This window comes from Nocardia sp. NPDC049707 (assembly GCF_040674855.1).
Classification (GTDB): Bacteria; Actinomycetota; Actinomycetes; order Mycobacteriales; family Mycobacteriaceae; genus Nocardia.
Genome location: NZ_JBFANN010000002.1, coordinates 1 through 24,824 on the forward strand (window position 1 = coordinate 1; position 24,824 = coordinate 24,824).

The 24,824-nt window shown below is 65.8% G+C and carries 24 protein-coding genes; 7 read left to right on the forward strand and 17 right to left on the reverse strand.

All coding sequences use genetic code 11. The features are described from left to right. The first annotated feature begins 36 nt into the window (after positions 1 to 36). Together AB0J29_RS02435 and AB0J29_RS02440 are read left to right on the forward strand one after the other, a co-directional pair. Positions 37 to 384 carry a DUF1330 domain-containing protein gene (locus AB0J29_RS02435; protein WP_364777964.1) on the forward strand — a complete coding sequence of 116 codons (348 nt, stop codon included), beginning with the start codon at positions 37 to 39 and terminating at the stop codon, positions 382 to 384. A 222-nt stretch (positions 385 to 606) separates the two neighbouring features. Continuing rightward, positions 607 to 1,131, forward strand: a complete 525-nt coding sequence (locus AB0J29_RS02440) for a DUF2199 domain-containing protein (protein ID WP_364777967.1) — start codon at positions 607 to 609, stop codon at positions 1,129 to 1,131. A gap of 1,010 nt (positions 1,132 to 2,141) precedes the next feature. On the opposite strand, the gene AB0J29_RS02445 is transcribed toward AB0J29_RS02440, so the two are convergent. The 5 genes from AB0J29_RS02445 to AB0J29_RS02465 form a co-directional block, all read right to left on the reverse strand. Next, positions 2,142 to 2,705, reverse strand: a complete 564-nt coding sequence (locus AB0J29_RS02445) for a putative immunity protein (RefSeq protein WP_364777969.1) — start codon at positions 2,703 to 2,705, stop codon at positions 2,142 to 2,144. Positions 2,706 to 3,039: 334 nt separating this feature from the next. Then, positions 3,040 to 3,327 carry an antibiotic biosynthesis monooxygenase gene (locus AB0J29_RS02450; protein ID WP_364777971.1) on the reverse strand — a complete coding sequence of 96 codons (288 nt, stop codon included), beginning with the start codon at positions 3,325 to 3,327 and terminating at the stop codon, positions 3,040 to 3,042. Positions 3,328 to 3,735: 408 nt separating this feature from the next. Continuing rightward, positions 3,736 to 4,212 carry a hypothetical protein gene (locus tag AB0J29_RS02455; RefSeq protein ID WP_364777973.1) on the reverse strand — a complete coding sequence of 159 codons (477 nt, stop codon included), beginning with the start codon at positions 4,210 to 4,212 and terminating at the stop codon, positions 3,736 to 3,738. 777 nt (positions 4,213 to 4,989) lie between these two features. After that, positions 4,990 to 5,319 carry a hypothetical protein gene (locus AB0J29_RS02460; protein ID WP_364507320.1) on the reverse strand — a complete coding sequence of 110 codons (330 nt, stop codon included), beginning with the start codon at positions 5,317 to 5,319 and terminating at the stop codon, positions 4,990 to 4,992. A 79-nt stretch (positions 5,320 to 5,398) separates the two neighbouring features. Next, on the reverse strand, positions 5,399 to 5,674 hold the full coding sequence (locus AB0J29_RS02465; RefSeq protein WP_364777975.1) for a hypothetical protein: 276 nt from the start codon (positions 5,672 to 5,674) through the stop codon (positions 5,399 to 5,401). Positions 5,675 to 5,765: 91 nt separating this feature from the next. Here AB0J29_RS02465 and AB0J29_RS02470 point away from each other — a divergent pair, with 91 nt between their 5' ends. After that, entirely contained in the window at positions 5,766 to 6,110 is a 345-nt protein-coding gene (locus AB0J29_RS02470; RefSeq protein ID WP_364777978.1) for a metalloregulator ArsR/SmtB family transcription factor, read from the forward strand. Positions 6,111 to 6,112: 2 nt separating this feature from the next. Next, entirely contained in the window at positions 6,113 to 6,586 is a 474-nt protein-coding gene (locus AB0J29_RS02475) for an SRPBCC domain-containing protein (RefSeq protein ID WP_364777981.1), read from the forward strand. Between the two features lie 23 nt (positions 6,587 to 6,609). On the opposite strand, the gene AB0J29_RS02480 is transcribed toward AB0J29_RS02475, so the two are convergent. Genes AB0J29_RS02480 through AB0J29_RS02495 form a run of 4 tightly spaced genes read right to left on the reverse strand, consistent with a single transcriptional unit; the run spans position 6,610 to position 11,691 of the window. Next, positions 6,610 to 7,281, reverse strand: a complete 672-nt coding sequence (locus AB0J29_RS02480) for an FHA domain-containing protein (protein WP_364777984.1) — start codon at positions 7,279 to 7,281, stop codon at positions 6,610 to 6,612. Beyond that, on the reverse strand, positions 7,281 to 8,567 hold the full coding sequence (locus AB0J29_RS02485; protein WP_364777987.1) for a VWA domain-containing protein: 1,287 nt from the start codon (positions 8,565 to 8,567) through the stop codon (positions 7,281 to 7,283). Before AB0J29_RS02485 ends, AB0J29_RS02480 begins: the two co-directional genes overlap by 1 nt. Continuing rightward, the gene (locus AB0J29_RS02490) at positions 8,564 to 9,628 is read right to left on the reverse strand and encodes a phosphatase (RefSeq protein WP_364777990.1); all 1,065 of its coding nucleotides are present in this window, start codon (positions 9,626 to 9,628) and stop codon (positions 8,564 to 8,566) included. The genes AB0J29_RS02485 and AB0J29_RS02490 overlap by 4 nt, the downstream gene beginning before the upstream one ends. Continuing rightward, a complete protein-coding gene (locus AB0J29_RS02495; protein ID WP_364778906.1) occupies positions 9,625 to 11,691 on the reverse strand; it encodes a tetratricopeptide repeat protein in 2,067 nt (688 codons plus the stop codon). Before AB0J29_RS02495 ends, AB0J29_RS02490 begins: the two co-directional genes overlap by 4 nt. Between AB0J29_RS02495 and AB0J29_RS02500 the strand changes: the two genes are divergently transcribed. Next, positions 11,633 to 11,785 (forward strand): hypothetical protein, encoded by a 153-nt coding sequence (locus AB0J29_RS02500; RefSeq protein WP_364778978.1) that lies wholly within the window; start codon positions 11,633 to 11,635, stop codon positions 11,783 to 11,785. The two genes, AB0J29_RS02495 and AB0J29_RS02500, sit on opposite strands and share 59 nt — an antisense overlap. Positions 11,786 to 12,031: 246 nt before the next feature. Here the strand turns inward: AB0J29_RS02500 and AB0J29_RS02505 are convergent, their stop codons facing one another. The 4 genes from AB0J29_RS02505 to AB0J29_RS02520 all read right to left on the reverse strand — a co-directional run bounded on the left by AB0J29_RS02505 (position 12,032) and on the right by AB0J29_RS02520 (position 16,637). Continuing rightward, the gene (locus AB0J29_RS02505) at positions 12,032 to 13,219 is read right to left on the reverse strand and encodes a hypothetical protein (protein ID WP_364777993.1); all 1,188 of its coding nucleotides are present in this window, start codon (positions 13,217 to 13,219) and stop codon (positions 12,032 to 12,034) included. 4 nt (positions 13,220 to 13,223) lie between these two features. After that, on the reverse strand, positions 13,224 to 14,222 hold the full coding sequence (locus AB0J29_RS02510; protein ID WP_364777996.1) for a glutamate ABC transporter substrate-binding protein: 999 nt from the start codon (positions 14,220 to 14,222) through the stop codon (positions 13,224 to 13,226). Continuing rightward, positions 14,219 to 15,493 (reverse strand): hypothetical protein, encoded by a 1,275-nt coding sequence (locus AB0J29_RS02515; RefSeq protein WP_364777999.1) that lies wholly within the window; start codon positions 15,491 to 15,493, stop codon positions 14,219 to 14,221. The genes AB0J29_RS02510 and AB0J29_RS02515 overlap by 4 nt, the downstream gene beginning before the upstream one ends. Positions 15,494 to 15,776: 283 nt before the next feature. Next, positions 15,777 to 16,637, reverse strand: coding sequence for an SDR family oxidoreductase (locus tag AB0J29_RS02520; protein ID WP_364778002.1), 861 nt, complete (start codon positions 16,635 to 16,637; stop codon positions 15,777 to 15,779). A 554-nt stretch (positions 16,638 to 17,191) separates the two neighbouring features. Between AB0J29_RS02520 and AB0J29_RS02525 the strand changes: the two genes are divergently transcribed. Next, entirely contained in the window at positions 17,192 to 18,508 is a 1,317-nt protein-coding gene (locus AB0J29_RS02525; RefSeq protein WP_364778909.1) for a phosphatidylglycerol lysyltransferase domain-containing protein, read from the forward strand. Here AB0J29_RS02525 and AB0J29_RS02530 read toward each other — a convergent pair. The 3 genes from AB0J29_RS02530 to AB0J29_RS02540 are packed head-to-tail and all read right to left on the reverse strand — an operon-like array spanning position 18,505 to position 20,005. Next, positions 18,505 to 19,149, reverse strand: coding sequence for a pentapeptide repeat-containing protein (locus tag AB0J29_RS02530; RefSeq protein WP_364778005.1), 645 nt, complete (start codon positions 19,147 to 19,149; stop codon positions 18,505 to 18,507). The genes AB0J29_RS02525 and AB0J29_RS02530 overlap by 4 nt on opposite strands. Before the next feature lie 56 nt (positions 19,150 to 19,205). Next, positions 19,206 to 19,577, reverse strand: coding sequence for an NYN domain-containing protein (locus tag AB0J29_RS02535; RefSeq protein ID WP_364778008.1), 372 nt, complete (start codon positions 19,575 to 19,577; stop codon positions 19,206 to 19,208). Between the two features lie 53 nt (positions 19,578 to 19,630). Then, positions 19,631 to 20,005 carry a hypothetical protein gene (locus tag AB0J29_RS02540; RefSeq protein ID WP_364778011.1) on the reverse strand — a complete coding sequence of 125 codons (375 nt, stop codon included), beginning with the start codon at positions 20,003 to 20,005 and terminating at the stop codon, positions 19,631 to 19,633. Positions 20,006 to 20,332: 327 nt separating this feature from the next. On the opposite strand from AB0J29_RS02540, the gene AB0J29_RS02545 reads away from it, so the two are divergent. Continuing rightward, positions 20,333 to 21,499 carry a serine hydrolase domain-containing protein gene (locus AB0J29_RS02545; protein WP_364778014.1) on the forward strand — a complete coding sequence of 389 codons (1,167 nt, stop codon included), beginning with the start codon at positions 20,333 to 20,335 and terminating at the stop codon, positions 21,497 to 21,499. A 21-nt stretch (positions 21,500 to 21,520) separates the two neighbouring features. Here the strand turns inward: AB0J29_RS02545 and AB0J29_RS02550 are convergent, their stop codons facing one another. After that, complete coding sequence (locus AB0J29_RS02550) at positions 21,521 to 24,790, reverse strand: carboxyl transferase domain-containing protein (protein WP_364778912.1); 3,270 nt, start codon at positions 24,788 to 24,790, stop codon at positions 21,521 to 21,523. Between the last annotated feature and the right edge of the window lie 34 nt (positions 24,791 to 24,824).

Here is a 24,824-nt window from a genome sequence, read left to right on the forward strand (position 1 = left end):
TGATAGGCAACGCACCGACCCGAACGGAGGAACGCCATGACCGCCTACGTCATCGCTCACTTGCAGGACGCGGCCCCGCATCCGGACATCGCCGAGTACATCGAGCGCCTCCCCGGCACCTTCCAGCCGTACGGCGGCCGCTACCTGGTGCACGCCGCCCAGCACGAGACGAAGGAGGGCCGCTGGCCAGGGGCGGTCGTGATGATCGGCTTCCCGTCGATCGGCGAGGCGCGGGCGTGGTGGGACTCGCCCGCGTACCGGGAGATCGCGCCGCTGCGCTCGCGGCACATCGAGGCCGACATCATCCTGGTCGACGGCGTGCCCGAGGGCTACGACCCGACTCCCCTGGCAACGGCGATACGGGACGCCGCAGCCACCAGCTAGCTGTTGGGAGCCACTGGCGTTTCCAGATGCTCACGATGGGGTCTTTCTGGAGGAGCTCGTCGACTGTCGGCGGAACGTGAATTCGCGTGCCGTTGACATCGACCGCGGCTATCGCCACTTGTTGGTTCGTGCTGGTCAACAACCGAGTTGTGGTGGCCAGGAGCGCGCGGGATTCTCTTGGCGGCCGACGCCCGGTGCAGACAGCAGATTTGCCCGGTTTCTATGCTGTCGGGCATGTCATCGGATCTGGGGTTCCTCTGCTCTTGCTGTGGCCAGGAACATGATGGACTGCCATTCAGCTATGGCATGGTCGCACCCATCTATTGGAATGAGGACCTGAAAGACGGCCCCGGCAACCTCCTCGACGGCGAACGGTGCGTCATCGGCGGAGAACACTTCTTCATCCGGGCCCGCCTGATCCTGCCGATCGTGGACTCGGAGAACGACTTCGAATGGGGCGTGTGGGTTTCGCTGAGCAAGCCCAACTTCACCCGCGCGACAGAGTTGTGGACCAGCCCAGAGCGAGTGCAGGAGCCTCCGTATTTCGGCTGGCTGTCCACCGAGCTGCCCACCTATGAACCGACGACCCTGAACTTGAAGACCAACATGCACAGCCAGCCCGTCGGTGTCCGTCCGACGGTGGAACTGGAACCCACCGACCATCCGCTGGCGGTTGAACAGCGGACCGGCATCACCCTCACCCGTGTGCAAGCAATCGCTGAGCAGATGCAGCACCCTCAGATGTGACGACTGCTGCGGAATCTGAGTTCGTGCCGAAGGATTCGACTCGCTGATGGCCCGGTACTCATCGAGCAGGCGGAAGAACGCGTCCATCGCCGTTCCCCCTCGTGCAGGTGCTGCTCGATGGCAGTGGCCCACGCCAAGGACATGCCCCGGCCGTATTTCGATTCCAGCCAACGCGCGAACGGTCCAATCGGACCGAGCACGAACCCCTCCGGTACCGCGTGCACCTCGAGGGCAACTGAATAGCCGAACAGGATCGCCTGCAACTCCTGCAATGATCCGCCCCGCGCCCACGCCAACGGCTGAGGCCGGACATTGTGGTCCAGCAGGTCATACACGTCACAGCAGTCAGCTAACGCCTTCACCATGGACCTACCTCATCACAGCGCCACCCCACCTGCGACTTCTGCCGGATCCGCCCGGAACGGACTGATTGGTGACAACAAGGCTGGACATATGGTGACAGATACCGTGGTCGGTTCAGCACTTGCCAGCTCGGACTTCACCCTCGGTGACAGATACCTTGGTCGGTCACAGCACCGGCCAGCACACTCCACCGGGCAATAGATGCCACTCGAATATGTGGCTCCACCGACACGAAATGGTTACGCCCGGGTGCTGCTGGTGTGTCTATATGCGGTGTGCATCACCAAAGTGGCTGGCGGGCAACATGTTCAGCGTCGTCTCATGGGAGTGGTGATAGCTGAGGCGCGGCGGCGATGGTCATCGACTGGGACTAGTTAGATAACCGTCTTGTTCGCCGCTGCTCGGGATCGCTCGAAGCTGAGCCTCCTGGCTGCGTCCATGGTTGCGAACGGCATTTGTCCGTCGATTCCGACGGCGGTGGGGCCGGTTTCAAGATCGACCGTCCTTGAATTTGGACGGTACCCGGCGGTGCGGGGGTTGTCGTTGAACTGGGGCCGAATGGTGCACTCGACGCAGGGCGGTCGGAGCCTGAGCAAGGTGGGCTGGACCTAGCTCGGACGGGTGTATTGGTCAGAGGCGCCGATCGGTTAACGCCTGGCTGCGAGTTGCCGCAGCGAGGCATCCAGTTCGCGCCAGAGGTCGCCTACGCGGCCGCGGCCGCTCGGGGGGTTCGGGTATCGCGTCAGGACCGTCACCACGATCGGGCTGGCCAGATCTGTCGCCTTCTTGATGTAATCGCCTCCCACGTCAGGGGTGTCGCCGGCGTCGAGCTCGAATGCTCGAGCCGCATGGGCGGCCGACATGAGGATGTGCCCACCCTGGGTCGCCTTTGCCAGCGGGTGCAGATACGCAGCCCCTCCCGCGTGACCAGCGGCGCGCGCCGCTTCGGCTGCGGCCTCGAGTCCTACGTCTCGAGCTGATCGCGCGGCCCGGTGCGCGTCGAATGCGGTCACACGTATCGCTTTCGTCCGCCTGCCTCCGGCGGCGAACTGGCGCACCTCGTCGAGCACTGACCGTGCGCGCGGATCATCCGGACAGTCGCGCTCGAAGATCGCCAGAGCGGGCTCCGCACAGGCCACGGCGTAACCCGCGATCTCGCGCAGCTCGGCCAGGCTGAGTTCGATCATCAGGTTCTCGTTGGCAACATTCATGAAGTTGAACAGTATCGCTGAACAGTCGTTTGCGACTTTCCAGTGATATCGGCAGGACAGTGCAGCGAAACCTTAAACGGAGGGCGGCCCATGCCGGTTGACCTGGTCCGTGGAAACGGTCTGTTCACGCAGGCGGTCAGGAACTATAAGGCGGTCGGCATCTTTGCAGGCGGCGCCGCATGGGACGTCGACCTCGGCTGCCGACTGCCAGCGCCTGGAGACTGGCCGAGTAGCTACGCCACCGCCTGGTCAACAACCCCTCCTATCCGGAGGTGAATCGCGATTCCGACGATTTGGCGGACGGTGCGTGTGCCGAAATTCGCAGGAAGCGTGTTCACATCAGTGCGCGAACATCGGCGACGTCGTACTCCGAGACCGTGGCAGCGAGTATCGCGGTGCGCTGCCCGTCGCTGGGACCGTTCCCGCGGAAGGCGTCGACCGCCGCCTGCGATTCCCAGCGTTCGAAGATATTGATACGGCCATCGTCCAGCAGATCGGCGGCAATGCTGAAGTCGAGACAGCCAGGGGTCGACCGGGCCTCTTCGACGATGCTCACGCAGCCCATCAGGTAGGACTCGCGGTGCTGTGGGTCTACGACGATATGTCCGGCGACGATCACCACGCGCTACTCCCATGCTGGTTTCCGAAGGCTTCGTCCCATAGGACTGGTCGCCCGGACCAAACTCATCGGTGAGCACGACTACCGCCCGCCGCGGTCGGGCCGGACACGCCAGCCGGTACTCACCGGCCGACCCGGATGCACCATCGACGAGCTGTGCTGCCACCTCAAACGCTGCCAGGTCCTGCTCGGCGACGTTCCCGGAGATGAACAGCCGCTGGCCGACTACTGAAATCGGAACCTCATCGGCACGGAACAACGATGTTGCGTCCGCCGCCACCCGAGTGACGCTACTTTTCGTCTGGATCCAGAGCCCTCGAGCCACTCTGTGACGCTCGAATTCACCTGGAATCGACGCCAGAATCCACCTGTCCAGCCGTATCGGGGGTCAGGATTGCGGTTGAAAACGGTTCAGAGCAAGAAACCCCATGGGCCCGTGTCGAGATCTACGTGGGTCCGGGGCGGCGGTCCGTCGGTGGGTCGAAGCCAGCGCGTCGGGATCCGCAGCGGCCGTAGTTCTGGAAGCGCGACCGGCCAATCCTGGTCGTCGACGAGCTGGCCGCGCACGCGATACCGGCCGTAGGGCAGGCCGAGCGCGGCGGCTTGCTCATCGGAGAGTTCCACCTCGACCCGCGAACTCTCGGTGACGCGCACTCCCTCGACCATCGGTGTGTCACCAGTGGTGTCGACCACGGTCACGGTGAGCCGGAACCGGCAGCCCGTCATCCACCACCACGACCACTCCGGTGTGTCGGGCTGGGCACGGTTGGGGTAGCGGCTCGTCGGCAGCCGGTACGGCACGAACACGAGGTAGGTGCACCCGATCTCTATATCGCGGGCCCGCATACACCCAGCATGTCCACCCCACTCGTACCGCACAAGAGACACCGAGCCTCCGGTGCGCGGTAGACCAGTTTCTACTGGAGCGTCGCGACGACCACCGGCGCCGCCTGGCCGCCGACAACGCCACGCTGAACGCGGCCGGGCACACCTCCGATCGCGCGAGCGCGGTCACTGCTGCGCTCATCGCGCAGCGCCGCGCGGCCAATGATGGCGATGCCCCGTTCTGAACTTGCAAAGCTGGTCGCCCATGAACTGCGGAAAGCTGGCCTGCCATTCTTGGATCGGGAACCGCAGCGCGACGTAGGAGGAATTGTGCTCGGCGCGGACTTCGACGACACACCTCACGTCTTGGTGGCGTGGGTTGTCTCCGAAGACCTTCAGGACGAAGCAAGGCAGGCGATGGTGAGTTCGCTCTCGCCGTCCGAGTATCACCGACCTGGGTCACCTGGGGTTCAGAGGACTGCACGCACTGCCGTCCGCTGACCCGATCATCGACACACTCACCGCGGCTCTCACCGGGCGGCTATCCGCCCACAGAACCCCCCTCGACGAACCGTCGGCGCACCGAATCGCGACCGCCGCCACCGCACTCGCCCGCGGCCTTCTCCAAGGCTGCCTATGGCGAGACATCCCCATCGACGCAACCCTGATCGCCGACGGGTGCGCTGCACTCGCCTCATGTCCGAGTTGACCAGGCCCTCACCAGCCTCATCGGCTGCGGAGCCGAACGACACCGCACCGGCCGCTGCGCGATCTCGATGCCCGCGACGATGAATGAGCCGCCGTGTCGGACAGGATCAGCGGCCCGACCTGCGACGTCACTCAGCTCGCGCGATGGATCGGATGCAGTCGCGATAGCGCACGCACCGCGTCGGCGCGCGAAATGAGCTGATCGCCATCGAGTTCGGCGATGGCCGCCTCCATCCACTCCCTGATCAGCGTCGACATGCCGATGCCTCGACTGTCGGCGAGCTGTTTGACCCGGGTGTGCAGCTCCAGCGGCATGCGAATCGAGCTGGTCACGACGATGTCGTCACCGGGGGCGAGCGGCGGCGGCGCCTTTTCCGGCGGGACCGGTTCGTCACTGAAGGTCAGCCGATCCATGAACGCCGCCACTTCGTCCGGGGTGGACGGGAAATCCTTCTCGCTCATACCTACACCTCGCTGACGCTCGGCTCCGGCATGACCGAGAACTCGGCTGCGTTGATCGATCGCTCGCTTCGCTCGCTCATCACCGGTTCTCCTGTTCCCACTTCTCGAACATTGTCAGTTCGTCGGCGCGCATTTCCCGAGCGCCGATGATCAGCCAGGTCCACTGGTCCTGTTGGCGCGTCGCCACGATCAGCGGACGCCCGGTACCCGTGCGACCCCAGACCGACAACACCGTCACATGCCCGTCATCGGCGATCCGCGGCCAGCGCCGTGCGCCTTCGAGGACTTGGCGTACCTCCCGGGGTCTGATGCCGATCAGGTGCGCGAACGCCCAGTCCGGCCACTCGAACCCCATGATTACATACTACGCGCATAGTAACCGACCGATCGGTCCCAGTTCTCTGACCATTTGACACGTAGGAGTTTTCCTACCTATATTCGAGCTCATGAGTAGCACGGTGACGGCGATGCCGCCCGAGGGTCGCGTCTTCGCGGCGCTGGCCAGTCCGGTTCGGCGCGAAGTGTTGCGGCTGCTGCGCGAGGGCGGACCACAGCCGGTGACCGATCTGGCCGCGCACTTCGACATGGCGCGGCCGAGCTTTTCCGAACATCTGCGGGTGCTGCGGGAGGCGGAGTTGGTCAGTGAGAACAAGGTCGGTCGGCAACGGTTGTATCAGCTCGAAGCGGCCCCGCTGTACGAGATTCAGGAATGGTTGCACCCGTTCGAGCGGTTCTGGCGCGAGAAGTTGGCCGGGCTGCGTGAACTGTTGGACACCATGGACGAGGAGTAGGAATGACCGACGATCCGACCACCATTCATGTGGACGAATTCCTAGCGCACCCACCGGCGAAGGTGTGGCGCGCGCTGACCGAACCGGAGTTGCTCGCGCGGTGGTTCATGCCGTCCGACTTCCGGCTCGAGGTCGGGCATCGCTACACCATCGACGCGAGAGCCGTTCCGGCGGCTGGCTTTTCCGGTGCGATCGCGGCCGAGGTGCTGGCCTTCGAACTGGAGCGGATGCTGCGCGTCGGCTGGCGCGATGCCGACCCGAATGCCGAGCACGGCGCCGATTGGACGATCACCTGGACGCTAGAGCCCGAGGGCAAAGGCACCCGATTGTTCTTGGAACACGCCGGATTCGATCCCGACCACCCGCTCCAGCAGAAGGCCCGCGCGATCATGGACGTCGGCTGGCGCTCCCATGTCATGCGGCGCATCGATGAGGTGTTGCGAGAGTTGGAATCATCGCCGAACCTCGGGCACTGAGTCGCCGCTGGCGCAGTAACAGCTCAGATGTCTTCCGCTGTCACGACGATCGTGGTCCAACCGCCGAGGTGGATGCGGTCACCGCTATGGAGTGGGACCGGCACCTTTGCGGGGATCAGGTCTTCGCTGCCATTGAGGCTGGTGCCGTTGGTGGAGCCGAGATCGGTGATGGTTATGCCGGTTTCGGCGATGTGCAGGGTCGCGTGGGCGCGGGAGACACCGGCGTCGGCGGGTGCTATGCCCAAATCGATCTCGGGTTGCAGGCCCTGGGAGACGCTGTGTTTGCCGATCAAGACATCGGTGCCGCGCAAGGTGATTCGGCGCTCGGGATAGAACGCCGGGAATTCGACCTGGTCGGCGTCGGGGCCCTTGCGGGCCTGCACCCGGTCGTAGAACTCGCGATCGGCGGTGATCGTCGCGACCCAGGTCGTCGTACCGAAGGCGCCCTCGATCTCGGGGGCGGAAACCGCAGTGGCGGTGGCGATTTCGGTCGGCCCGGCCGGATGCGGCACTGGCGTCGGCAGCGCCGAATCAGCGCCGCAGACTTCACAGAAGCGGCCCGTGCTCGGCGATCCGCACGACGGGCACAACGCGGCAGCGGTCGTCGGTGCGGGCACACCGATCGGCGATCCGCAGACGTCGCAATAATCCGCCGCGACGGACTGGTGCCCGTCCGGACAGGTGGCAATCGCCATCACCCCTCCTTGCGTACCCGCGCCGTCTTGGTCGAGCGTGCATCCAAGGCCATTTCGTCCGCGGCCTCGACCCTGGCGCGCAATCGCACGGTGCCATTGCGCTCGTCCACCTCGACCACACCGCGCAACAGCTTCGCGGTGCCCTCGTTCCCGGATTCCGCGGCCAGTTCGACCGCACGCCGCAGCTTCGCCGTCGCGGTCGCCACATCACCGTTCTTGCGCGCGCTCAACCCTTCCTGCACGACTTGGGCGAGTTCGGCTTGTCCGGTGTAATGCGCGACGCGCCTGCTGATTCGGGCCGACAGCTCGGTCTCGGTGGTCCACACCGCGCGTACCAATCCCTGCCCGACCACCTCGTCGGCGGCGACCACGCTGATCCGGGCCGCGAGCTTCTCGCGTCCCGGAGCGGCGGGCTCGACACGCACCTGCACGTGATAGTCGCGGTCCTCCGCCCCCCAAGCACCGAGCCGGTACTCCCCCACCTGCGGTCCGACATCGGTGCGGCGCGCGGTCAGATCCTCGATGGTCGGCGCGACCTGTTTGACGAACCGGACGGTGGCGCCCGCCGGTGTCCACACCCGCAGCGTAAGTTCCGGAATCGCCTTGGCCATCGACATCTGCGTCATGGCGGCGAAGTCCGCGGCCAGATTCGCCGGATTCGCGACGATATCGACCGTGCCGTGCAGTGCCGAGGCGATGGTGCGCAATTCGTCCACCTGCCAGTCGGTTCCGACGCCGCGGCAGTCGCAGGTGAAGACCCCCTCCGACTGTTTGATCTCCGCGGCCAGCGCCGCGGGCTCCTCGTGTTCGTTCTTGCCGTCGGTGAGCAGAATGGCGTGCACCATGGCGTCCGGATGTTTCTTGGCCAGCTGCCGGGTGAGACCGAGCCAGGTGCCCATGGCGGTCCCGCCATCCGGGCGCAACTTATCCAGTGCGCGGCGGGCCGCGGCCCTGGTATCGCGGTTGGCGGGCACCGACGGTTTATTGCTCGGATAGGTCAGCCGCGCCACCGACGTGCCCTCGATGATCGCGAACCGGGTGCCGTCCTTCAGCACATCGAGCGCGGCCAGGGTGGCTCGGCGCGCACCCGCGAACTTCTGACCGGTGGCCATCGATCCGGAGCAGTCGATGATCAGCACCTCGAGTCGCTGCCGTTCCGGACCGGCCGCGACGAAATCCGCGCCCGTCTCCACGGTCACCACAGCATCGACGGTGTCCGCGCCATCGGCCAGATATTCGTTCTGGTCTATCGCTACCGAAATACCTTTATTGGCAATGGAACTCACAGTGCTTCTCCTGCATCGACCGATGGCCCGATCGGCACCAGCGCGACGGTGATGTTGTCGCTCCCCCCGGACCGTAGTGCACATTCGACCAGCGCCCGCGCCGCGTCCTCGCGCGATAACCCGCTGACCATCCGTGCGAGCGCCGTCGGATCGGATATGTAGTTCCAGAGTCCGTCACTGCACAGCAACAGCACCCCGGGCCCCGTGGTGTGAAAGGTATTCACACATCGGTCCGACCACGGTTTGTCAGCGCTGTCGGCGCCGAGCCAGCGCAGCAAGGTATGTGCCCGCGGATCCTGCATCGCGGACTGCTCGTCCATCGCACCGGCATCGACGAGTGCCTGTGCCCACGAGTCGTCGACGGTCAGTCGGGCCGACGGCGGATTCCCGCCCGCGATCGGCTCGATGCCGGTGCCCCGCAACCAGTATGCCCGGCTGTCACCGATATTCGCGACGGTGATCTCCACACCGTCGCCGCCGTATCCGCGCACGATGGCCGAAACATAGGTGCACGATGGAGCGTGGCCGTCGTGTGTCGCGATATCGCGGACGGCCTGCGCCGCGGCCATGAGCCCGGCCATGACCACCGCCGTGCCCGAGCGTGCTTCGGCCAGTGCGGTGAGGCAGGCATCAACGCCTGCCCGCACGGCCGCGCCCGAGGCCGCCTGCGGATCCTCGGAGGTGGAGACGCCGTCGCTGACCGCGATCACCGTGACAATCGGGCGTTCGGCCCCGTCTTCCAGCACCGCGGCGGCGACCGCATCCTCGTTGCGCGCGTGCGCGATACCGCGATCGGTCATCACATACAGCGCACCGAGATCGGCCTCGAATCGATCCGGTTGCGGACGCAATTGACCGCAGCCGCCGCAATAACCGTCGGCTTCGTAGCGGGTGCCGCCACAGCCCTCACACGGCGGTGTCGCATCCGGATCCGGCCGCGGCAGCGCGATTCGGCGCGCGCCGAGTTCGCGGCCGCAGGCCTCGCAGAACCGGTCGGCCATCGCGACCGGTGCCGCGCATTCCGGGCACCGCGGCTGCACCTCGGTCTCGGGCTGGGTCATAGGTTCGTCCTCGGCCGGATCGCATTGGCACGATCGACCAGCTCGAATCGAGCCCACATATCTTCGGTTTCGCGGGCGAGTTCGCGATAGCAGCGCTCCAAACCGGTTCGCACTCCGTCCTGATCGAGGTTGGCGCCGAGCAGCGCCCCATGTGTTATCGGTGTTTTACCCACGCGCAGCCAGTTCAATGCCGCATCCAACACACACATTCGAACCTGTGCGCCACGGCTTTTCGATTCGATCCGCAATGCCTCGACCCGACCGCCCGCATCGCGCAGCAGCCGTTCGGACAGCTCGTCGGGTGTGCGGTGGGCCAGCATGGTCTCCACGGCCGTCAGCCGCGCCTCGATGTAGAGCGCTGAGGCCGAATCCACCTGATCGAGCACGGCGACCGCACCATCGCGATCACCGTCGGCGTTGCGCAGCCGGGCCAGTCCGAAGGCGGCGCTGACGAAGCCGTGGTCGGTGCGCCAGACCGTGTCGTAGTAGCGGGCGGCCTGTTGCCGGTTCGTCGGTGCGCCCGCGAGTTCGGCCACTGCCGCCTGCGCCACCTTCGGTGCGGCCTCACCGGGTAATGCGGCATACACGGCATCGAATTCGGCATAGGCCGCATCGAGTTTGCCGGCGAGCAGTTCGGCTTGGCCGCGGTACCAGGCCAGTCGCCAGTCACCGGGCAAAGTGTCGGCGAGTTCGTCGAGTCGGCGTAGCGCGTCGGCTGGATCGCCGACCTCGAGGGCTGCGCGCACCAGCCGCAGTGGAATCTCCACGGACGCACCGCGGGCCGTCGGTACCGAGCGCAGTCCCGCCGCGAGGGCCGGTTCCAGTTCGGCGGGTGCGGTCCCGCCGGTGGTCGCCAGCAGCGCGGCGCCGCTGTCGTTCGGCTCGACCAGTGGTACCGGCAGTGCCGCAACGATACTCGTCGGCGTCGGCGGCTCCTGCACGCCGAATACGCCGCGCGGCGGCCCGAAGTAGGCCGACATGCCGGGACGCGGCACACCGTCATCGATACTGAGCACCTCACGAAGCACACCGGTCAGCTGATCGGCCATCTCCTCCATCGAGGAGAATCGCGCTTCCGGATCGGTGTCGGTGGCACGCAGGATGAATCGGTACAGCGAATCGTATTTCGCCAGCAGCGGTTCGGCGGCCGGATCGGGCAGTGCGCCGAAATATCCGCCCTGCTGCGGCACATTCATCAGCAATACCGCGAGTGTGCGGCCAACGGTGTAGACCTCGGTCGCGACGGTCGGTCCGGTTTCGGAGATCTCCGGCGCCTGATAGCCGATGGTGCCGTAGATGGGGCTGTCCTGATCGTCCATGGCGATCACCGCGCCCATATCGATGAGCTTGAGCTGCTCATCGGTCTGCATCACATTGTCCGGCTTGAAATCGCAATAGGCCAGGCCGATCGAATGCAGATAGCCGAGGGCGGGCAGCATCTCCAGAATATAGGCGATGGCCTGCGACGGCGGCAGATAGCCGCCGTCGGCATCACGGTGGGTGCGCAGGATCTGTTTGACCGAGGTCCCGCCGACGTACTCCATGACGATGTAACCGACCGCGACACCGTCGGCGCCGCGGTGCTCGACGAAGTTGTAGATCTTGACGATGCTCGGATGTTCGACCTCGGCCAGGAACCGCTTCTCGGCGACCGCTGCCGCCATCGCGTCCAGATCGCCCGAATTCAGTAGACCTTTGAGCACCACCCATCGGTTGGCGACATTGCGGTCGGTAGCCAGATAGATCCAGCCGAGCCCGCCGTGCGCCAAACAGCCGACGACGTCGTATTGTCCGCCGACCAGATCGCCCTTGCTCAGCTTCGGTGTGAAGGAGAACCGGGTGCCGCAGTTGGGGCAGAAGCCCTCGGTGCGGCCGGGCGTACCGTCACGGCCGCGGCCGACCGGCCGTTCACACTTGCCGCAGAACCGCTTTCCCTCGGCAACCTGCGGATCGGCCAGGACCGCGGTGGCCGGGTCGATGCGCGGGATCCGCGGCACCTCCACCATGCCCGCGCCGAGCCGACCGCGGGAACTGGATCTCGACGAGGATCGGCCGGTGCGCACGGAACGGCCGGAGACACCGGTGCTGCCCGAGCGCGCCGAGAGTGCGGAAGTCCCGGAATTCCCGGCGGGTGCGGTGCCGCAGGCGTCGCAGTAGCCGTCGACAATGGTTCCGCCGCATCCCGGCTCGGCACAGGTGGTCTGCTGCGCTGCCGGAGCCGTGCCGCAGGCGTCACAATATCCACCGACAACCGTTCCGGTACATCCCGGTTCGCGGCACGCCCGTCCCTGGCCCGAAACCCCGTGCGGTACGGGCATTTCCGCCGACACCGTGGTCGCCGCCACGGGTGCGGTGCCGCACACGACGCAGTATCGGTCTTCGATCGTGCCGCCGCATCCCGGCTCAGTACAGGTCATCTGCCCGCCCCGATTTCTCCCCGATGATCTGCTGGAAGTCGGCGACGGCCCGGGTGACGGCCGCCAGATCGCACGGTCGCTGCGCGAGCAGACCCGCCGCGATCCGATTGGAGGCCAGGACATCTCGGTCCTCGCTGACGCCGAGTCGAGCCGCCTTCGCCTGATAGGCGGTCAGCCGTCCACGCAGCTCGCCACGCCGATCGAGCAGGCCCTGAGCCAACTCCTGCACGGTGGCCGCCCGCGCGGTCGCGTCCGCGATCCGCGTACGCAACCGCACCAAATCCGCTGCCGCACCCGACTTCGCCGATAACGCCTCGAGTTCCACTTCGAGCGCGGCAGTGTTGTCCTCGTACACCGGCAGCGGGCCCGCCAGAATCTTCGCCTCGACTTGCGCCCTCGTTTTCGCGGCGCGGATTCGGGTCGCCCCTAGCAACGCCAAGCGCCTGCGCGTTTCGGCGACCGCCTCGGCCCAATCCGCCGCCACCGCATCGAGTTCGGCGAGGATCGTGGCCACCTGCCGCAACTCTCCCGCGAACTCGGTGATGCGCGCATCGATCTCCGATACCGTCAGCGCGAGCGGATCGGTCGCCGACCGGATCGACAATTCGGCGATACCGTCGCCGATTGCGCGCAACTGCGCGGTCTCGCCCCCGGCCGCGCTTGCCCTGTCCAGGGTGTCCTGCAGCGGCGCGAGGCCCGACATCACCCGGGTATTGACCGCGTCGACCGCGTCGAGGAATTCGGCGATTTCCGGGAAGGTGGCCCGCATGCGATCAACCGTATCGGCGAGTCCGACGAATACAACCTCTTCGGCGGGGCCGGTGAGCGAACGTTGTGCCATCGGTATCGGCGTGCGGGTGGCCTCATGCGGACGCCCACGCAGCAGGCGGGTGAGTTCGGCGCGCTCACCGTCGTCGAGGCGGGCCCGAGTGCCGCGCACCTGGCGCGCCGAATCCAGGATGATCTGCAAACGGCTGTAGTCCTCCCACATCAGCGCGAGCGCGGCGCGGACCGGTAGCCAGCGCTGTTCGGTCACCCCGGTCGGCGGATAGCGCTGCAGCAGCGTGTGGCCCGGATGTTCGTCCAGTTCCAGCAGCGCGGCCGTGATGGCATCGAATTCGATTGTGCGTGCGGCTAATTCACCGTCGATTTCGGCGAGCGTGAGTAACTGCATGGTCTCACTCTTTGTAGCGCAGGTCCGGTGGCCCGGGCGACGGGCCGAGGGCGCTGAGTCTGTCGTTGTAGAGCTGCTGCCAGGTGCCGTCGCGGCGGATACGTTCCAGCACGCCGTTGACGAAGCGGACCAGATCCGGATGCCCTTGCGCGATGCCGACCGCGTATGCGCCGGTGCCGATCGCCTCGCCGACGATCGCCAGATTCCGGTCCTGGGCCACCAGACCGACCAGGATCGGATCGTCGCCGCTGATCGCGTCCACATGGCCCTGCTGCAGCGCGGCCAGACAGTCGGTCCAGTTGGATGCGCCGAGGACGATCGGCCGCTTGGGCAGGCTGAACAGTGGACCCGGTGAGGTGGTGCCCCGGGTGACGCACACCCGCTTACCACCCAGATCCGCGCCGGTCCGGATGCCGGAGTCGTGGACGGCCAGAAGGCGTTGGGTCGCACGGTAATAGACACCCGAGAAGTCGACATCGCGGCGCCGCTCACAGGTCGCCGAGAAGGTGCGCACGATCAGGTCGACCTGTTTGTTCTGTAGGGCGGATATCCGCTCGGCCGCGGTGACCGAACGCAATTCGATCCGATTCGGGTCACCGAAGAGGGATCGGGCGATCTCGCGCGCGATATCGATATCGAAACCCTCGAGCTGTCCGCTGCTGGGATTGCGGAAGCCGAACAGGTAGGTGTTCTGATCCACTCCGACCCGCAGCTTGCCACTGGCGACGATGGCCGCCATGGCCGAACCCGGCGGCATGGCACCGGGACCGGGCAACGGACCGGGCCGCAGGCTGGCCTCCGGATCGTCGCAATTGCCGCCGGATTCGCTCTGCGGTGGCGTAGTGATCTCGGTGAGGTCGGGCTTGGGGTTCACCGCGGCCACATTCGTAGACGCCGGAACCTGGATGCCGGAACCGCATGCGGTCACCAGCGCGCTCACGGCAACCAGGACCGGCATCAGCCGGGCAAAGCCGTTGCGCCGCAGGATGATTCGCTGTCTCACAGGAACTCCTTCAGCCGTGGCCACACGCCGGTGACGGTCGAGACCGCGGCGCCGAACATCAGCACCAGTGTCCCCGCGGGGCTGAGAGTCAATGTCGCACCCGCCGAGTCGATTCCGTCACGCAACGCACCGCGTTCCTGAATGAGGTTGTCGCGCAACAGCTGATCGAGATGGGCGAACAATATCGCCGAGCTGTCCGCACCGGTGCCGATGGCCTGCGCCACGGCCGCGGGATAGTTCGCCGCCTCGTAGGCCTCACGCTGCCTGGCATGCCCCGCGGTCCAGCCGAGCACGCTCCGCGAGGCCGCGGAATCGGGTCCGGTCACCGTCGCCAACCGATCCGCCAGTTCGGTGGTGTGCCTGCGGTAATCGGTTTCGCCCGAAGTGATATCGCCGCGGGTGATCAACTCCAGGGTTTCGTCGGTGCGTGCTTGCTGGGCCAGGATCCGGGCCTGGGTCAGGGTTTCGAAGCGACTGGTCGCCCCGGATTTGCCGGTATCGAGTGCGGTCGCCGCGACGATCGTCCCGGCGACCACCCAGAGCAGCGCGAGGGCGGTCGCGCCAGCGGCTGCCACGACACCGAGGTTCATCCGGCGGTTGGTGCGGCGCAGCAGGACGAAAGTGCCTACGCCACAACTGATGAGCACCAGTATCAGCAGCACGATGGTCGTCCACGGCAGGGCACCTATATCGTGCTGATCCTGACGTACCGCCGCCATGCGGTCCTTGCTGAGCATTTCGGCATTGGGCAGCAACGAATTCTGCATCAGCAACGAGGCCTCGCGCAGATACGACGAACCGACCGGGAAGCCCTGCCGGTTATTCGCCCGTGCCGTTTCGACCAGACCGGTGTAGGCGGGCAGGTCGGCGGCGACTTTCGCGACGATATTCCTGGTCTGCTGATCGGCGGCCCCGGCCGTTGCCTCCGCGAGTGCGGCTGCTGCTTGGGCGAGTGCCTGCTGATATTGCTCACGCACCTCGGGCGATTCGATGCCGCCGGACAGGAAGGCCGTTGCCGCGGCTGCGTCGGCGGCCGAGAGTGCGACGTACAGGGTCTGCGCGGCATAGGCCAGCGGTTCGGTGTGTTCCAGCACGGCTTCGCGTCGAGCGATCTTGCCGCTCAATTGATCGGCCGACGTCAACCCCGCGAGCACACACAACACCATGGCTACGACGGCGACCGCGCCGATGGCACCCGGAGTCGTCCCGGCGAAGCGCCGTAGCCGCGCACCCCCGTTGCGCATGGTCGTCGGTAGGCGAATCTCCAACACCGCGCCCCCTTCATCTACCCCACCGCTGCTCCCGATCGCGATAGTACGGGAGGGAATTCGGGTTTTCCGCTCATCGCCCCAGGGGTAGCGAAATCGGAGGTCAATTGCTGTGCCGCGGCGGTCGGTGTCGGCCGGGCTCGATGCCGTATCGGACTCATCGAAGCCCCGAACCGCCACCGGGGCAGCAGAAGCCGTTCACCGATTCGATCTGGACTCCCGATCTGCGCCATGTCGAGACGGCTGCGGCGGTGCTGGTCGCCATCGCGCAGCACCGTTTCGGTTACTACGCCTTGCTCGACGTGGGCGCCTTGTCGATATAGCGGCTCATCGCCCAGTTCAGCCCGCGCATCGCGAGATTGTAGGACGGCGGGAAGTAGCGCTGCGCGAGATAGCCGACCCGGATATCGGGCGAGGTATAGACCATGTACTTATTGCGCTCGACCCCGCGCACGATCGATCGGGCCGCTTGCTCCGGCGTGACCGCATGTCGCATGAACAGCGCGACCGCCTGCTGCACCGCCGCGCCCTGCCGATCGACGCCGGCGATATCCACGCTGTCCACCATCGGTGTCGCCATCGCGCCGGGGCAGACCAGGCTGACACCGATCCGGTGCTGCCGCAGATCGAAGCGCAGCACCTCCGAGACGCCCCGCAATCCGAACTTGCCCGCACTGTAGGGCGCATGCCAGGGCAATCCCAACAGACCCGCGGCCGAGGCCACATTCACCAAATGTCCGCCGCGCCCGACCTCGATCATGCGCGGCACGAACTCCTCGATCACATGGATCGGGCCCATCAGATCGATATCGATGGTGCGCCGCCACTGCTTGTGCGTGAGCCGATCGACGGTCCCCCAGGTGGCGATGCCCGCCACATTCATCACGATATCGACGCTGTTCACCTCGGCGTGCACCTTCGCGGCCAGCGCGACAACGGCATCGTAATCGCTGACATCGGCGGGTGCGGCCAGGTGTACGACACCGCCTCGCGCACGCACCTCATCGGCGGTGTGCCGCAGTCCGACGTCATCGATATCGGTCAGGATGACCGATGCGCCCTTGGCGACAACCGCCAGCGCCGTACTGCGGCCCAATCCACTTGCCGCTCCGGTGACCAGACAGCTCTTGCCGTCGAACTTCGTCATGAACCAAGACGATAGACAATTATGAACACTGTTGTCTATAGATCCCCGGCCTCCGTCTCAGACGCACATACGACCACCGTACGACCGATCGCGAGACGCGATTGATATACGGATCGCTGCACAGTAGCTGTCGACTATGGCCAGTGCTCACGTCGGACTACCGGAACCGATCTCGCGTAGGCATTCACCCAGTCCCTCGCCGCCTCGACCGCAACGGCTGAACCACGGAAAGCCGTTGTCCGTATTCACGCTGGTGGCATACTCGATACCAGCGACCAACGGTGGCGCTCATCCCCTGGTCCGAGCCGCCGACGGCACCATCTACAGCCCGGCGCGGTTGCCGGGCGAACACCAGTGGACTCCAACGATCTTGGTGCGCCAGGAATGTTCGAGCACTCATCCCATGTTTCGAATATTGTTGTGTGTACAGGATCATCGGGAGGACCACATGGGGAACCTGTTGGGACCCATCGGCCTAATGGGGTGCAGACGTGGCTGAGGGACGGGAAACGGCGGCGCGGAATTCCACACTCGCGGGGTACCGCGATGTCTCGATCACCACCACACCGGCCGTCCGCCCGGTGATCTCCATTGCCCTATTACTGATGAGCGTCGCGCTGGTCTATGAGGCCGGTCGAGCCGCGCCCGGGGAGGACCACGGCTGGTTCATCGCCGTATCGATCGCCGGGCTCTTCGTGGTGCGCGGACTGCATCTGCGTCGGCCGATCACCCTGCCGCATTTCACCGTAGCGGTCTTCGTGTTGGCGGCGGCGAATGCCGCCTATCGCGCCTCGCATCCAGGCTTCGGATTCGTCTTCCTGGCCGCAACGGGATTCATCCTGATGCTGCCCCAGACGAGTCGGCCCCAGCCCGAGCAGCTGTATCGGGTCGCCGAACTCGTCGGCCGAACCCAACGCGATCCACTCGCCGCCTTCGCGCTGCATTCGTCCAAGTCCTATTACTTCAACGCGAATTCGACCGCGGCGATCGGCTACCGGGCCCGCTTCGGGGTCGCGGTGGTTGCCGGTGATCCGATTGGCGATCGCGCCGAGTTCCCGGCACTGCTCACGCACTTCTCCGAATTCGCGGCGAATCACGGCTGGCGGGTCGCCGTGCTCGGCGCCAGTCCGGACCTGGCCGAGATGTGGCGCCATCGAGCGATCGAACATCGCGGATTGCGCGCGATTCCGGTCGGCCGCGACGTGGTCATCGATGTCGGGACATTCGCGATGGTCGGGCGCTCCTTCCGCAATCTGCGCCAGGCCGTGAGCCGCACCCGGAATTTCGGCGTGACCACCGAGGTCATCAATGAGACCGAACTGACCGAACCGCTGCGGGCCGAACTACTGGAGATCGTCGACGCATGGCGTACCGGTCGGCAGAATCGTGGCTTCTCGATGATCCTCGATCACCTGCTGGACGGGCGGAATCCGGGCATGCTGCTGGTGCTGGCCAGGGATGCGGACGGACGGGTGGCCGGCTTCCAGCGCTACGGCGTCTCCGGGCTGGGCCGCGAGCTCAGCTTGGATGTGCCGTGGCGGCGCAAGGATGCCCCGAATGGACTGGACGAGCGGATGGTCATCGATCTCGTCGACCACGCCCGCGCGCAGGGCATCGAGCGGATCTCATTGGCATTCGCCCCCTTCCCGGAACTGTTCGCCGAGAAGGAGCGATCGCGGACCGGGAAGCTGATCTATGTCCTCGCGCATCTGGGTGACCCGCTGATCCGCCTGGAATCGCTGTACCGATTCCTGCGCAAGTTCCGAGCGATGTCGGATCAGCGGTTCGTACTGATCCGATGGCGCGAGGTGCTGTTGGCCGCTGCGGCACTGCTCACCTTGGAATTCGTGCCGCACCGCAAGCAGTACTAGTCGCGGACAGTAATACCGATCGCCTTGGCGAACTCGGGTGCCAGATCGAGTAGTTGGAGTGGGGTGATGGTTACCCCGCGCAAGGCATCGAGCCCCTCGGCGATATCGAGGTGCGCCGCGCCGCGCAGATCGACCTGCTGCAGTCGGGCGCGGTTGAGCAGCAGGCCCTCCACGGTGGTGCCGGGAAAGACGACCTTGGTCAGCTCGGCGTCACCGAAGTCGGTATGGCGCAGCACGCAATCGACGAATTGCACCTCGCGCAGTTTGGCCTTGCGGAAGTTCACCGAGTCGAATTTGCAGCCCTCGAAGCGCACTCGACGCAAGTTGGCACCGCCCGCATCGACGCCGGACAGTGCACCGGCGATCAATTCGACGTCCTGCCAGGAGGTATCGGACAGATCGGTGCCGACCCAGCGCACGTTGCGCTGCCAGACATCGGTGAAGCGGGAGAACCGCAGGCTGCCGCGGTTGATCGCGAGCGAGGTGAAGACGGTTTCGGAGAACCTGGAATTACCCGCCTCGATGTCATCGATGTCGGTGCCGGTGATGTGCACACAGTCGTAGTCGCCCTCGGGTTCGAGATCGCTCTCCAGTGGCGTGAGATAACGCGCATAGGACAGTTCCTCGAGTTCGTTGGGCACGGTTGACCTCCGGATTCGGCGACGGTTCTTCTTGTCTACCAGTCGGATCCGACAGGTCAGGGGTCGATGCGATCCAGCAGCCAGCGAGGGCCCACCGATTCGGCGCCGAGGGCTTCGATTCGATCGCGAAGCCCGCGATCGGCCGTGACGACGGTGATCCTGTCCGCTTCGGTGGCCGCGGCCACGACGTCGACGATCGCATCGTCTCCCGAACCATCCGCCAGCACCACGCGCACGCTTTCGAACTCCTCCGATGCCGCGGCCTTGGCGGCCCCCTCGAGCACGACGACCACTTCGGCGGGTTGGGTGAGGTGCTGTTCCAGCGCGCTCAGCCGCATGAGCAACCGCCGAGCGGCACCCGCACGATCGCGCCACCAGCCATCGGGGCGCGAGCCAACGACATTCGCGGCATCTATGACGATCAGCATCGCTCTCTCTTCTAGTGAGCGTCCGAGAACTTGGCCGAGTCTGGTCTCGGTGCTCATGGTATCGATAGGCCGTTGACGTTTCTGGCGTGCGCGTCATCGAATAGGTCCCAGCCGTTGCGGCGGCCGACTGTACGTGTCTCGGCCATCCAGCCAGCGTCGACGGCCGCATCGATGAACGCGCGGACCACGCCGGGCTTGTTCAGGTTCAGCAAACGGTCACCGATCCAGATGACACCGGTCGCGGACGGCCCGCCGTCGGAGACGTTCCGTTCACCGTTGGGGCGGAAGATCAGCGTCAGGCCTGCGACTGATCCGAGTTGTCGCAGCCGCAGGACTTCCTCACAGCCGTCTACATGCTGATGGTAGGTCTTCCAGAGGTACTGCTGCTCGCCTACTCTGAGCACTCGGCGGCGGTGTTCTTTCGTCATCGCGTGATGCTAGTGCGAGTCCATGGGTCCGACTATCGGTTCGAAGGACGTTTGCAGTACTCGGTCTTGCGGATCTATTCGGGACATATAACGTCGCAGCCGCCGACCATGTCTCGGACATGCCGGCGGAAATCTTCCGACCGCACCAGTTCGCCCGCACGCACGGGGACCGACCCGCAGCAGTCGCACACTGAATCTGTCCAGCGAGGGCCACTCGACCAACACGAGCACGGCAATCAACGGCATGGGCCCATGGCCAGCCGCGCTCCGAACGTCCGTCGTAGCTCGTCCCGCGGGCGGGATGCGATGTGTGACATGCTGGCGCACATGGTGATCGATGGAGTTGTCGCGTCCGGGTTCGAGGCGGTCCGAGAGGTGTTCGCAGCGAACTTCGCCGAGCTGGGGGATGTCGGTGCGGCGGTGGCGGTGTATCGGAATGGACAGCCGGTGGTGGATCTGTGGGGTGGGCTGGCCGATCCGGAGGGTGCGCGGCCGTGGGAACGCGACACAGTGCAGCTGGTCTATTCGGTGACCAAGGGCGTCACGGCGACCATCACGCATCTGCTCGCCCAGCGTGGTGAGCTCGACCTGGATGCGCCGGTCACGCAGTACTGGCCGGAGTTCGCCGCCGCCGGCAAGGGCGATATCCCGGTGCGCTGGTTGTTGACCCATCAGGCGGGGTTGGCGGCGCTGGACAAGCCGGTACCGCTGGATGATGCGCTGGCCTGGAGTCCAATGGTGGATGCGCTCGCCGCGCAGACGCCGAATTGGCCGCCTGGCACCGCGCACGGATACCACGGTCGCACGTTCGCCTGGCTTGTCGGTGAGGTGATCCGGCGGGCGACGGGGCGCACCGTCGGGCGGATTCTGGCCGAGGATATCGCGGGACCGTTCGGTGTCGACTTCTTCATCGGTTTGCCGGAATCCGAACGGCACCGCGTCAGCCGACTCGTGTTCGCGCCGAAGGTCGATCTGGCGTCGATCCCGGACGAGTTGATCCCGGCGGAATTCCGGCCGATGGTCATCGCGATGCGTGATCCGCAGGCGCTGGTCAACCGCGCCTTCGAGGTCACCGATCCGGCCGATATCGATTTCAATGATCCAGCGGTACACGCCACCGAGATCCCGTCCAGCAATGGCATCGGCACCGCACGCGGTCTCGCCCGGCTCTACGCGGCGACCATCGGCGAGGTCGACGGCGTCCGCCTGCTGACTCCCGAAACCCTCGCCGCCGCGACCCGCGAGCAGGCCGCGGGCATCGACCGCGTCCTGATGCTGCCTGACCGCTATGGCACCGGATACATGCTCCCCACCGAAGGTTTCGTACTCGGCGGCCCCAATTCCTTCGGCCATACGGGCCGCGGCGGCTCGCTGGCCTTCGCCGATCCGGACACCGGCATCGCCTTCGCCTACGTCACCAACTACATCATCGAAGGCGCCCCAGACCTGCGGGCCCGCAATCTTGTCGACGCGGTGACCAGCGCCATTGCCTAGGAAACACGCGGGCCGCGCGGTTCAGCGCAGGGTGCGGATCCAACGCCGGGTGTCGGCCGGGTCGATGACGTCGTCGAGTTCCAGGACGGTGGCGGCAGTCAGGGCCTTGCCGTTTGCGTAGGCGAGCTGGACGAGGTTATCGAAGGCTTCCTGGCGTTTATCGGGATCTTCGATGGCGGCGAGTTCCTTGGCGAAGCCGAGACGGACCGCACCTTCCAGGCCCATACCGCCGATTTCGCCGGTGGGCCAGGCGATGACGAAGCGTGGCGCACGGAAGGAGCCTGCGGCCATGGCCTGTGCGCCGAGGCCGTAGCCCTTGCGGATGATGACGGTGCCCAGTGCGACGGTGAGCGCGGCGGAGTCGATGAAAAGCTTGCTGAATTTGGTGACGGTCGCCTGCTTCTCCGCCTCCGGCCCGACCATGAAACCCGGTGTGTCGCACAGGGATATGACTGGCAAGCCGTGCGCATCGCAGAGTCGCAGGAAGGCGCTGAGCTTATCGGCGGCGGGGGCATCGATCGCGCCGCCGAGGTGGTGGCAGTCGTTGGCGATGAGACCGAAGGGGCGGCCTTCGACACGAATGAGCGCGGTGACCACGCCGACGCCCCAATCGCGGCGCAGTTCCAGGACCGAGTCGATATCGGCTACCGCCGCGATGACCTCGCGGATATCAAAAGCGCGCAGCCGATTCTCCGGCACAACATGTCGGGCGATGCGTGGATCGGCTTCTGTCCAATCCTCTAGCGGCCCTTGAAAATACGAGAGATAGCGACGGGCAGCGGCGACTGCTTCGGCCTCGTCGGCGGCGACAATGTGCACGACCCCGTTGCGGCGTTGGACGTCGATGGGGCCGATGTCCTCGGGTGCGTATATCCCGAGTCCGCCGCCCTCGATCATGGCCGGTCCGCCCATGCCGATATTGGCGTCGGGGGTCGCGATGACGACATCGCACATGCCGAGAAGTGCCGCGTTGCCCGCGAAGCAGCGTCCGGAGACGATGCCCACCAACGGAACTCGACCCGACAGTGCGCCCATCGCCCGAAAGGTGGTTACGTCCAGACCGGAGATGCCTGAGTAGTCGGTGTCCCCCGGTCGCCCGCCACCACCCTCGGTGAAGAACACCACGGGTAGGCGCTGTTCGTGTGCGAGTTCGAGCATGCGATCGGTTTTGGCGTGATTGCGCATGCCCTGGGTACCGGCCAGAACGGTGTAGTCATAGGACATCACCAGTGCGCGTGCGGCTTCCGCGCCGAATCGATCCGCGTTGATGGTGGCGATCCCGCCGATCAAGCCGTCCGCGGGTGTGTTGGCGATCAGATCCTCTGGGCTGCGGCGGAGTCGCTGTGCGGCGACAGCGAGAGCGCCGTATTCGAGGAAGCTGTCGTCGTCCACGAGATCGGCGATATTCTCCCGGGCCGTGCGACGGCCCAGCTCATGCCTTTTCGCGACGGCGGCCGGGCGGCGGGCATCGAGTCCGATCCGATGCCGCTCCCGTACTTCCGTCAGATCGGCACGCACCGCATCCAGGTCGATCGCCGCGATATCGGCGGCCGGACCGTCATGGTCGGCCGCGACCCACGTCAACAGCAACGCCTGCGGATCAACTATCGCACCCGGTGCCACCAGATGGCGCGATACCCGCAGCGGCTGATCGGCCCGCAGCACGTGTTGCATCTTCATGGCCTCGAGCACAACGACTTCCGCGCCGGCTGCAACAATGCTGCCCTGCTCCGCCAAGCTCACGACGGTTGCGCCCATCGGCGACCGCATGGCCTGCTCATCGTTCTCCAGCGCAACGTGTAGATCACCAGTCGCCGTCGGATCTGCTACCGCCGGATTTCGATGCCCGGCGAGTATATGCGCGGAATCTGCTGAGTCTCCGGCGCGCCCGGCCGCTGTGGGCGCGTAATCGCCCGCGCGACCGAGAAGTTCGCCGAGGCTCTCCTCGAACCAGGAAGTGGAAACACTGACCCCATCGGCGAGTCGATCCAACACCGCGCGCAGCAGACTCGTATTGGTATCGACTCCGGCAATCACCGTTTCCGCCAACGCATCCGAACACCGCCGCACCGCAGCCGAATACGTCGGCCCCTGCGTAATAACCTTCGCCAGCAGTGAATCGAACTGCGCGCCCTGCCGCATTCCGGTGCATGCCGCGGTATCCACCCGGACTCCCACACCGGTCGGCGCCGCGAACTCCGTCAACACACCGGTACTCGGCAAAACCTCCCCGCTCCCCGTGACCATCTCGGCATTGACCCGCGCCTGTACCGCAAACCCCCGCACCCCGCCAATGCCGTCCGCTCGATCATCACGGCCCGTCGTGACCGACACAAGGTCGTGCAGGGCAGCGCCGCGAGCGAGATCGAGTTGGGCCGCCACGAGATCCACGCCGGTTACCGCCTCGGTGACGGTGTGCTCGACCTGGAGGCGCGGGTTGACCTCGAGAAACCAGGCGTCGGTGGCGGTGACCAGGAATTCGACCGTGATTACGCCACGGCACGACACCGATTCGGCTATGCGGATGGCGTCGCGATGAAGACGGTCCCGCAGGGCGGCAGGGAGATTCGGGGCTGGGGCGATTTCGATGAGTTTCTGGTGGCGGCGCTGGATGCTGCAGTCGCGGTCGCCGAGAGTGCTGGCTCGGTGCCCGTCCGCGATGACCTGAACCTCGATATGGCGCGCATCGGTGGCCAGCGCTTCGGCGTACACGGTGTCATCGCCGAAACCGGCGCGGGCTTCGGCTCGGCAGCGGTCGAGGGACTCGGCGAGTCTCTCGGCGGAGTGGACCGCGCGCATACCACGTCCGCCACCACCGGCCGCCGCCTTGAGCATCACACCGGCCGGATGGTCGGCGAAGAATGCCGAAATTTCCGCTAGATCCGCGCCGACGGAAGTTGCGGGCAGCACCGGGACTCCGGCCTGTCGTGCGGCGTCGCGTGCCGACAGCTTATCGCCGAAGATGCGGAGCACCTCGGGCGCAGGCCCGACGAACACCAGACCGGCGGATGCGCATGCCGCCGCGAAATCGGCACTCTCGCTGAGGAATCCGTAGCCGGGATGCACGAGCGCATCGGCACCGGCGCTCTTGGCCGCGGCGATCACGGCGCAGCTGTCGAGGTAGGCGGCGGCACCGATGCCCGGCAGTTGGACCGCCTCATCGGCCAGGCGCACCGGCAGGGTCGCCGCCTCGTCACCGGTATGGAGTGCGAGCGTGGCGTAATTCCGCTCGCGGGCCGTCCGGATCACCCGGACCGCCACCTCACCCCTGTTCGCCACCACCACACGCATGCCGACAGTCTGCGTTGACATTGACGTCAATGTC

Coding starts and splice junctions, on each gene's coding strand:
- AB0J29_RS02520 (WP_364778002.1), bottom strand. CDS start 16,637: ATGACGAAGTTCGACGGCAAGAGCTGTCTGGTCACCGGAGCGGCAAGT.
- AB0J29_RS02505 (WP_364777993.1), bottom strand. CDS start 13,219: ATGCAGTTACTCACGCTCGCCGAAATCGACGGTGAATTAGCCGCACGC.
- AB0J29_RS02470 (WP_364777978.1), top strand. CDS start 5,766: ATGAGTAGCACGGTGACGGCGATGCCGCCCGAGGGTCGCGTCTTCGCG.
- AB0J29_RS02475 (WP_364777981.1), top strand. CDS start 6,113: ATGACCGACGATCCGACCACCATTCATGTGGACGAATTCCTAGCGCAC.
- AB0J29_RS02490 (WP_364777990.1), bottom strand. CDS start 9,628: ATGACCCAGCCCGAGACCGAGGTGCAGCCGCGGTGCCCGGAATGCGCG.
- AB0J29_RS02540 (WP_364778011.1), bottom strand. CDS start 20,005: ATGACGAAAGAACACCGCCGCCGAGTGCTCAGAGTAGGCGAGCAGCAG.
- AB0J29_RS02550 (WP_364778912.1), bottom strand. CDS start 24,790: ATGCGTGTGGTGGTGGCGAACAGGGGTGAGGTGGCGGTCCGGGTGATC.
- AB0J29_RS02500 (WP_364778978.1), top strand. CDS start 11,633: ATGCCCGCGCCGAGCCGACCGCGGGAACTGGATCTCGACGAGGATCGG.
- AB0J29_RS02480 (WP_364777984.1), bottom strand. CDS start 7,281: ATGGCGATTGCCACCTGTCCGGACGGGCACCAGTCCGTCGCGGCGGAT.
- AB0J29_RS02440 (WP_364777967.1), top strand. CDS start 607: ATGCTGTCGGGCATGTCATCGGATCTGGGGTTCCTCTGCTCTTGCTGT.
- AB0J29_RS02460 (WP_364507320.1), bottom strand. CDS start 5,319: ATGAGCGAGAAGGATTTCCCGTCCACCCCGGACGAAGTGGCGGCGTTC.
- AB0J29_RS02545 (WP_364778014.1), top strand. CDS start 20,333: ATGGTGATCGATGGAGTTGTCGCGTCCGGGTTCGAGGCGGTCCGAGAG.
- AB0J29_RS02435 (WP_364777964.1), top strand. CDS start 37: ATGACCGCCTACGTCATCGCTCACTTGCAGGACGCGGCCCCGCATCCG.
- AB0J29_RS02445 (WP_364777969.1), bottom strand. CDS start 2,705: ATGAATGTTGCCAACGAGAACCTGATGATCGAACTCAGCCTGGCCGAG.
- AB0J29_RS02535 (WP_364778008.1), bottom strand. CDS start 19,577: ATGCTGATCGTCATAGATGCCGCGAATGTCGTTGGCTCGCGCCCCGAT.
- AB0J29_RS02465 (WP_364777975.1), bottom strand. CDS start 5,674: ATGGGGTTCGAGTGGCCGGACTGGGCGTTCGCGCACCTGATCGGCATC.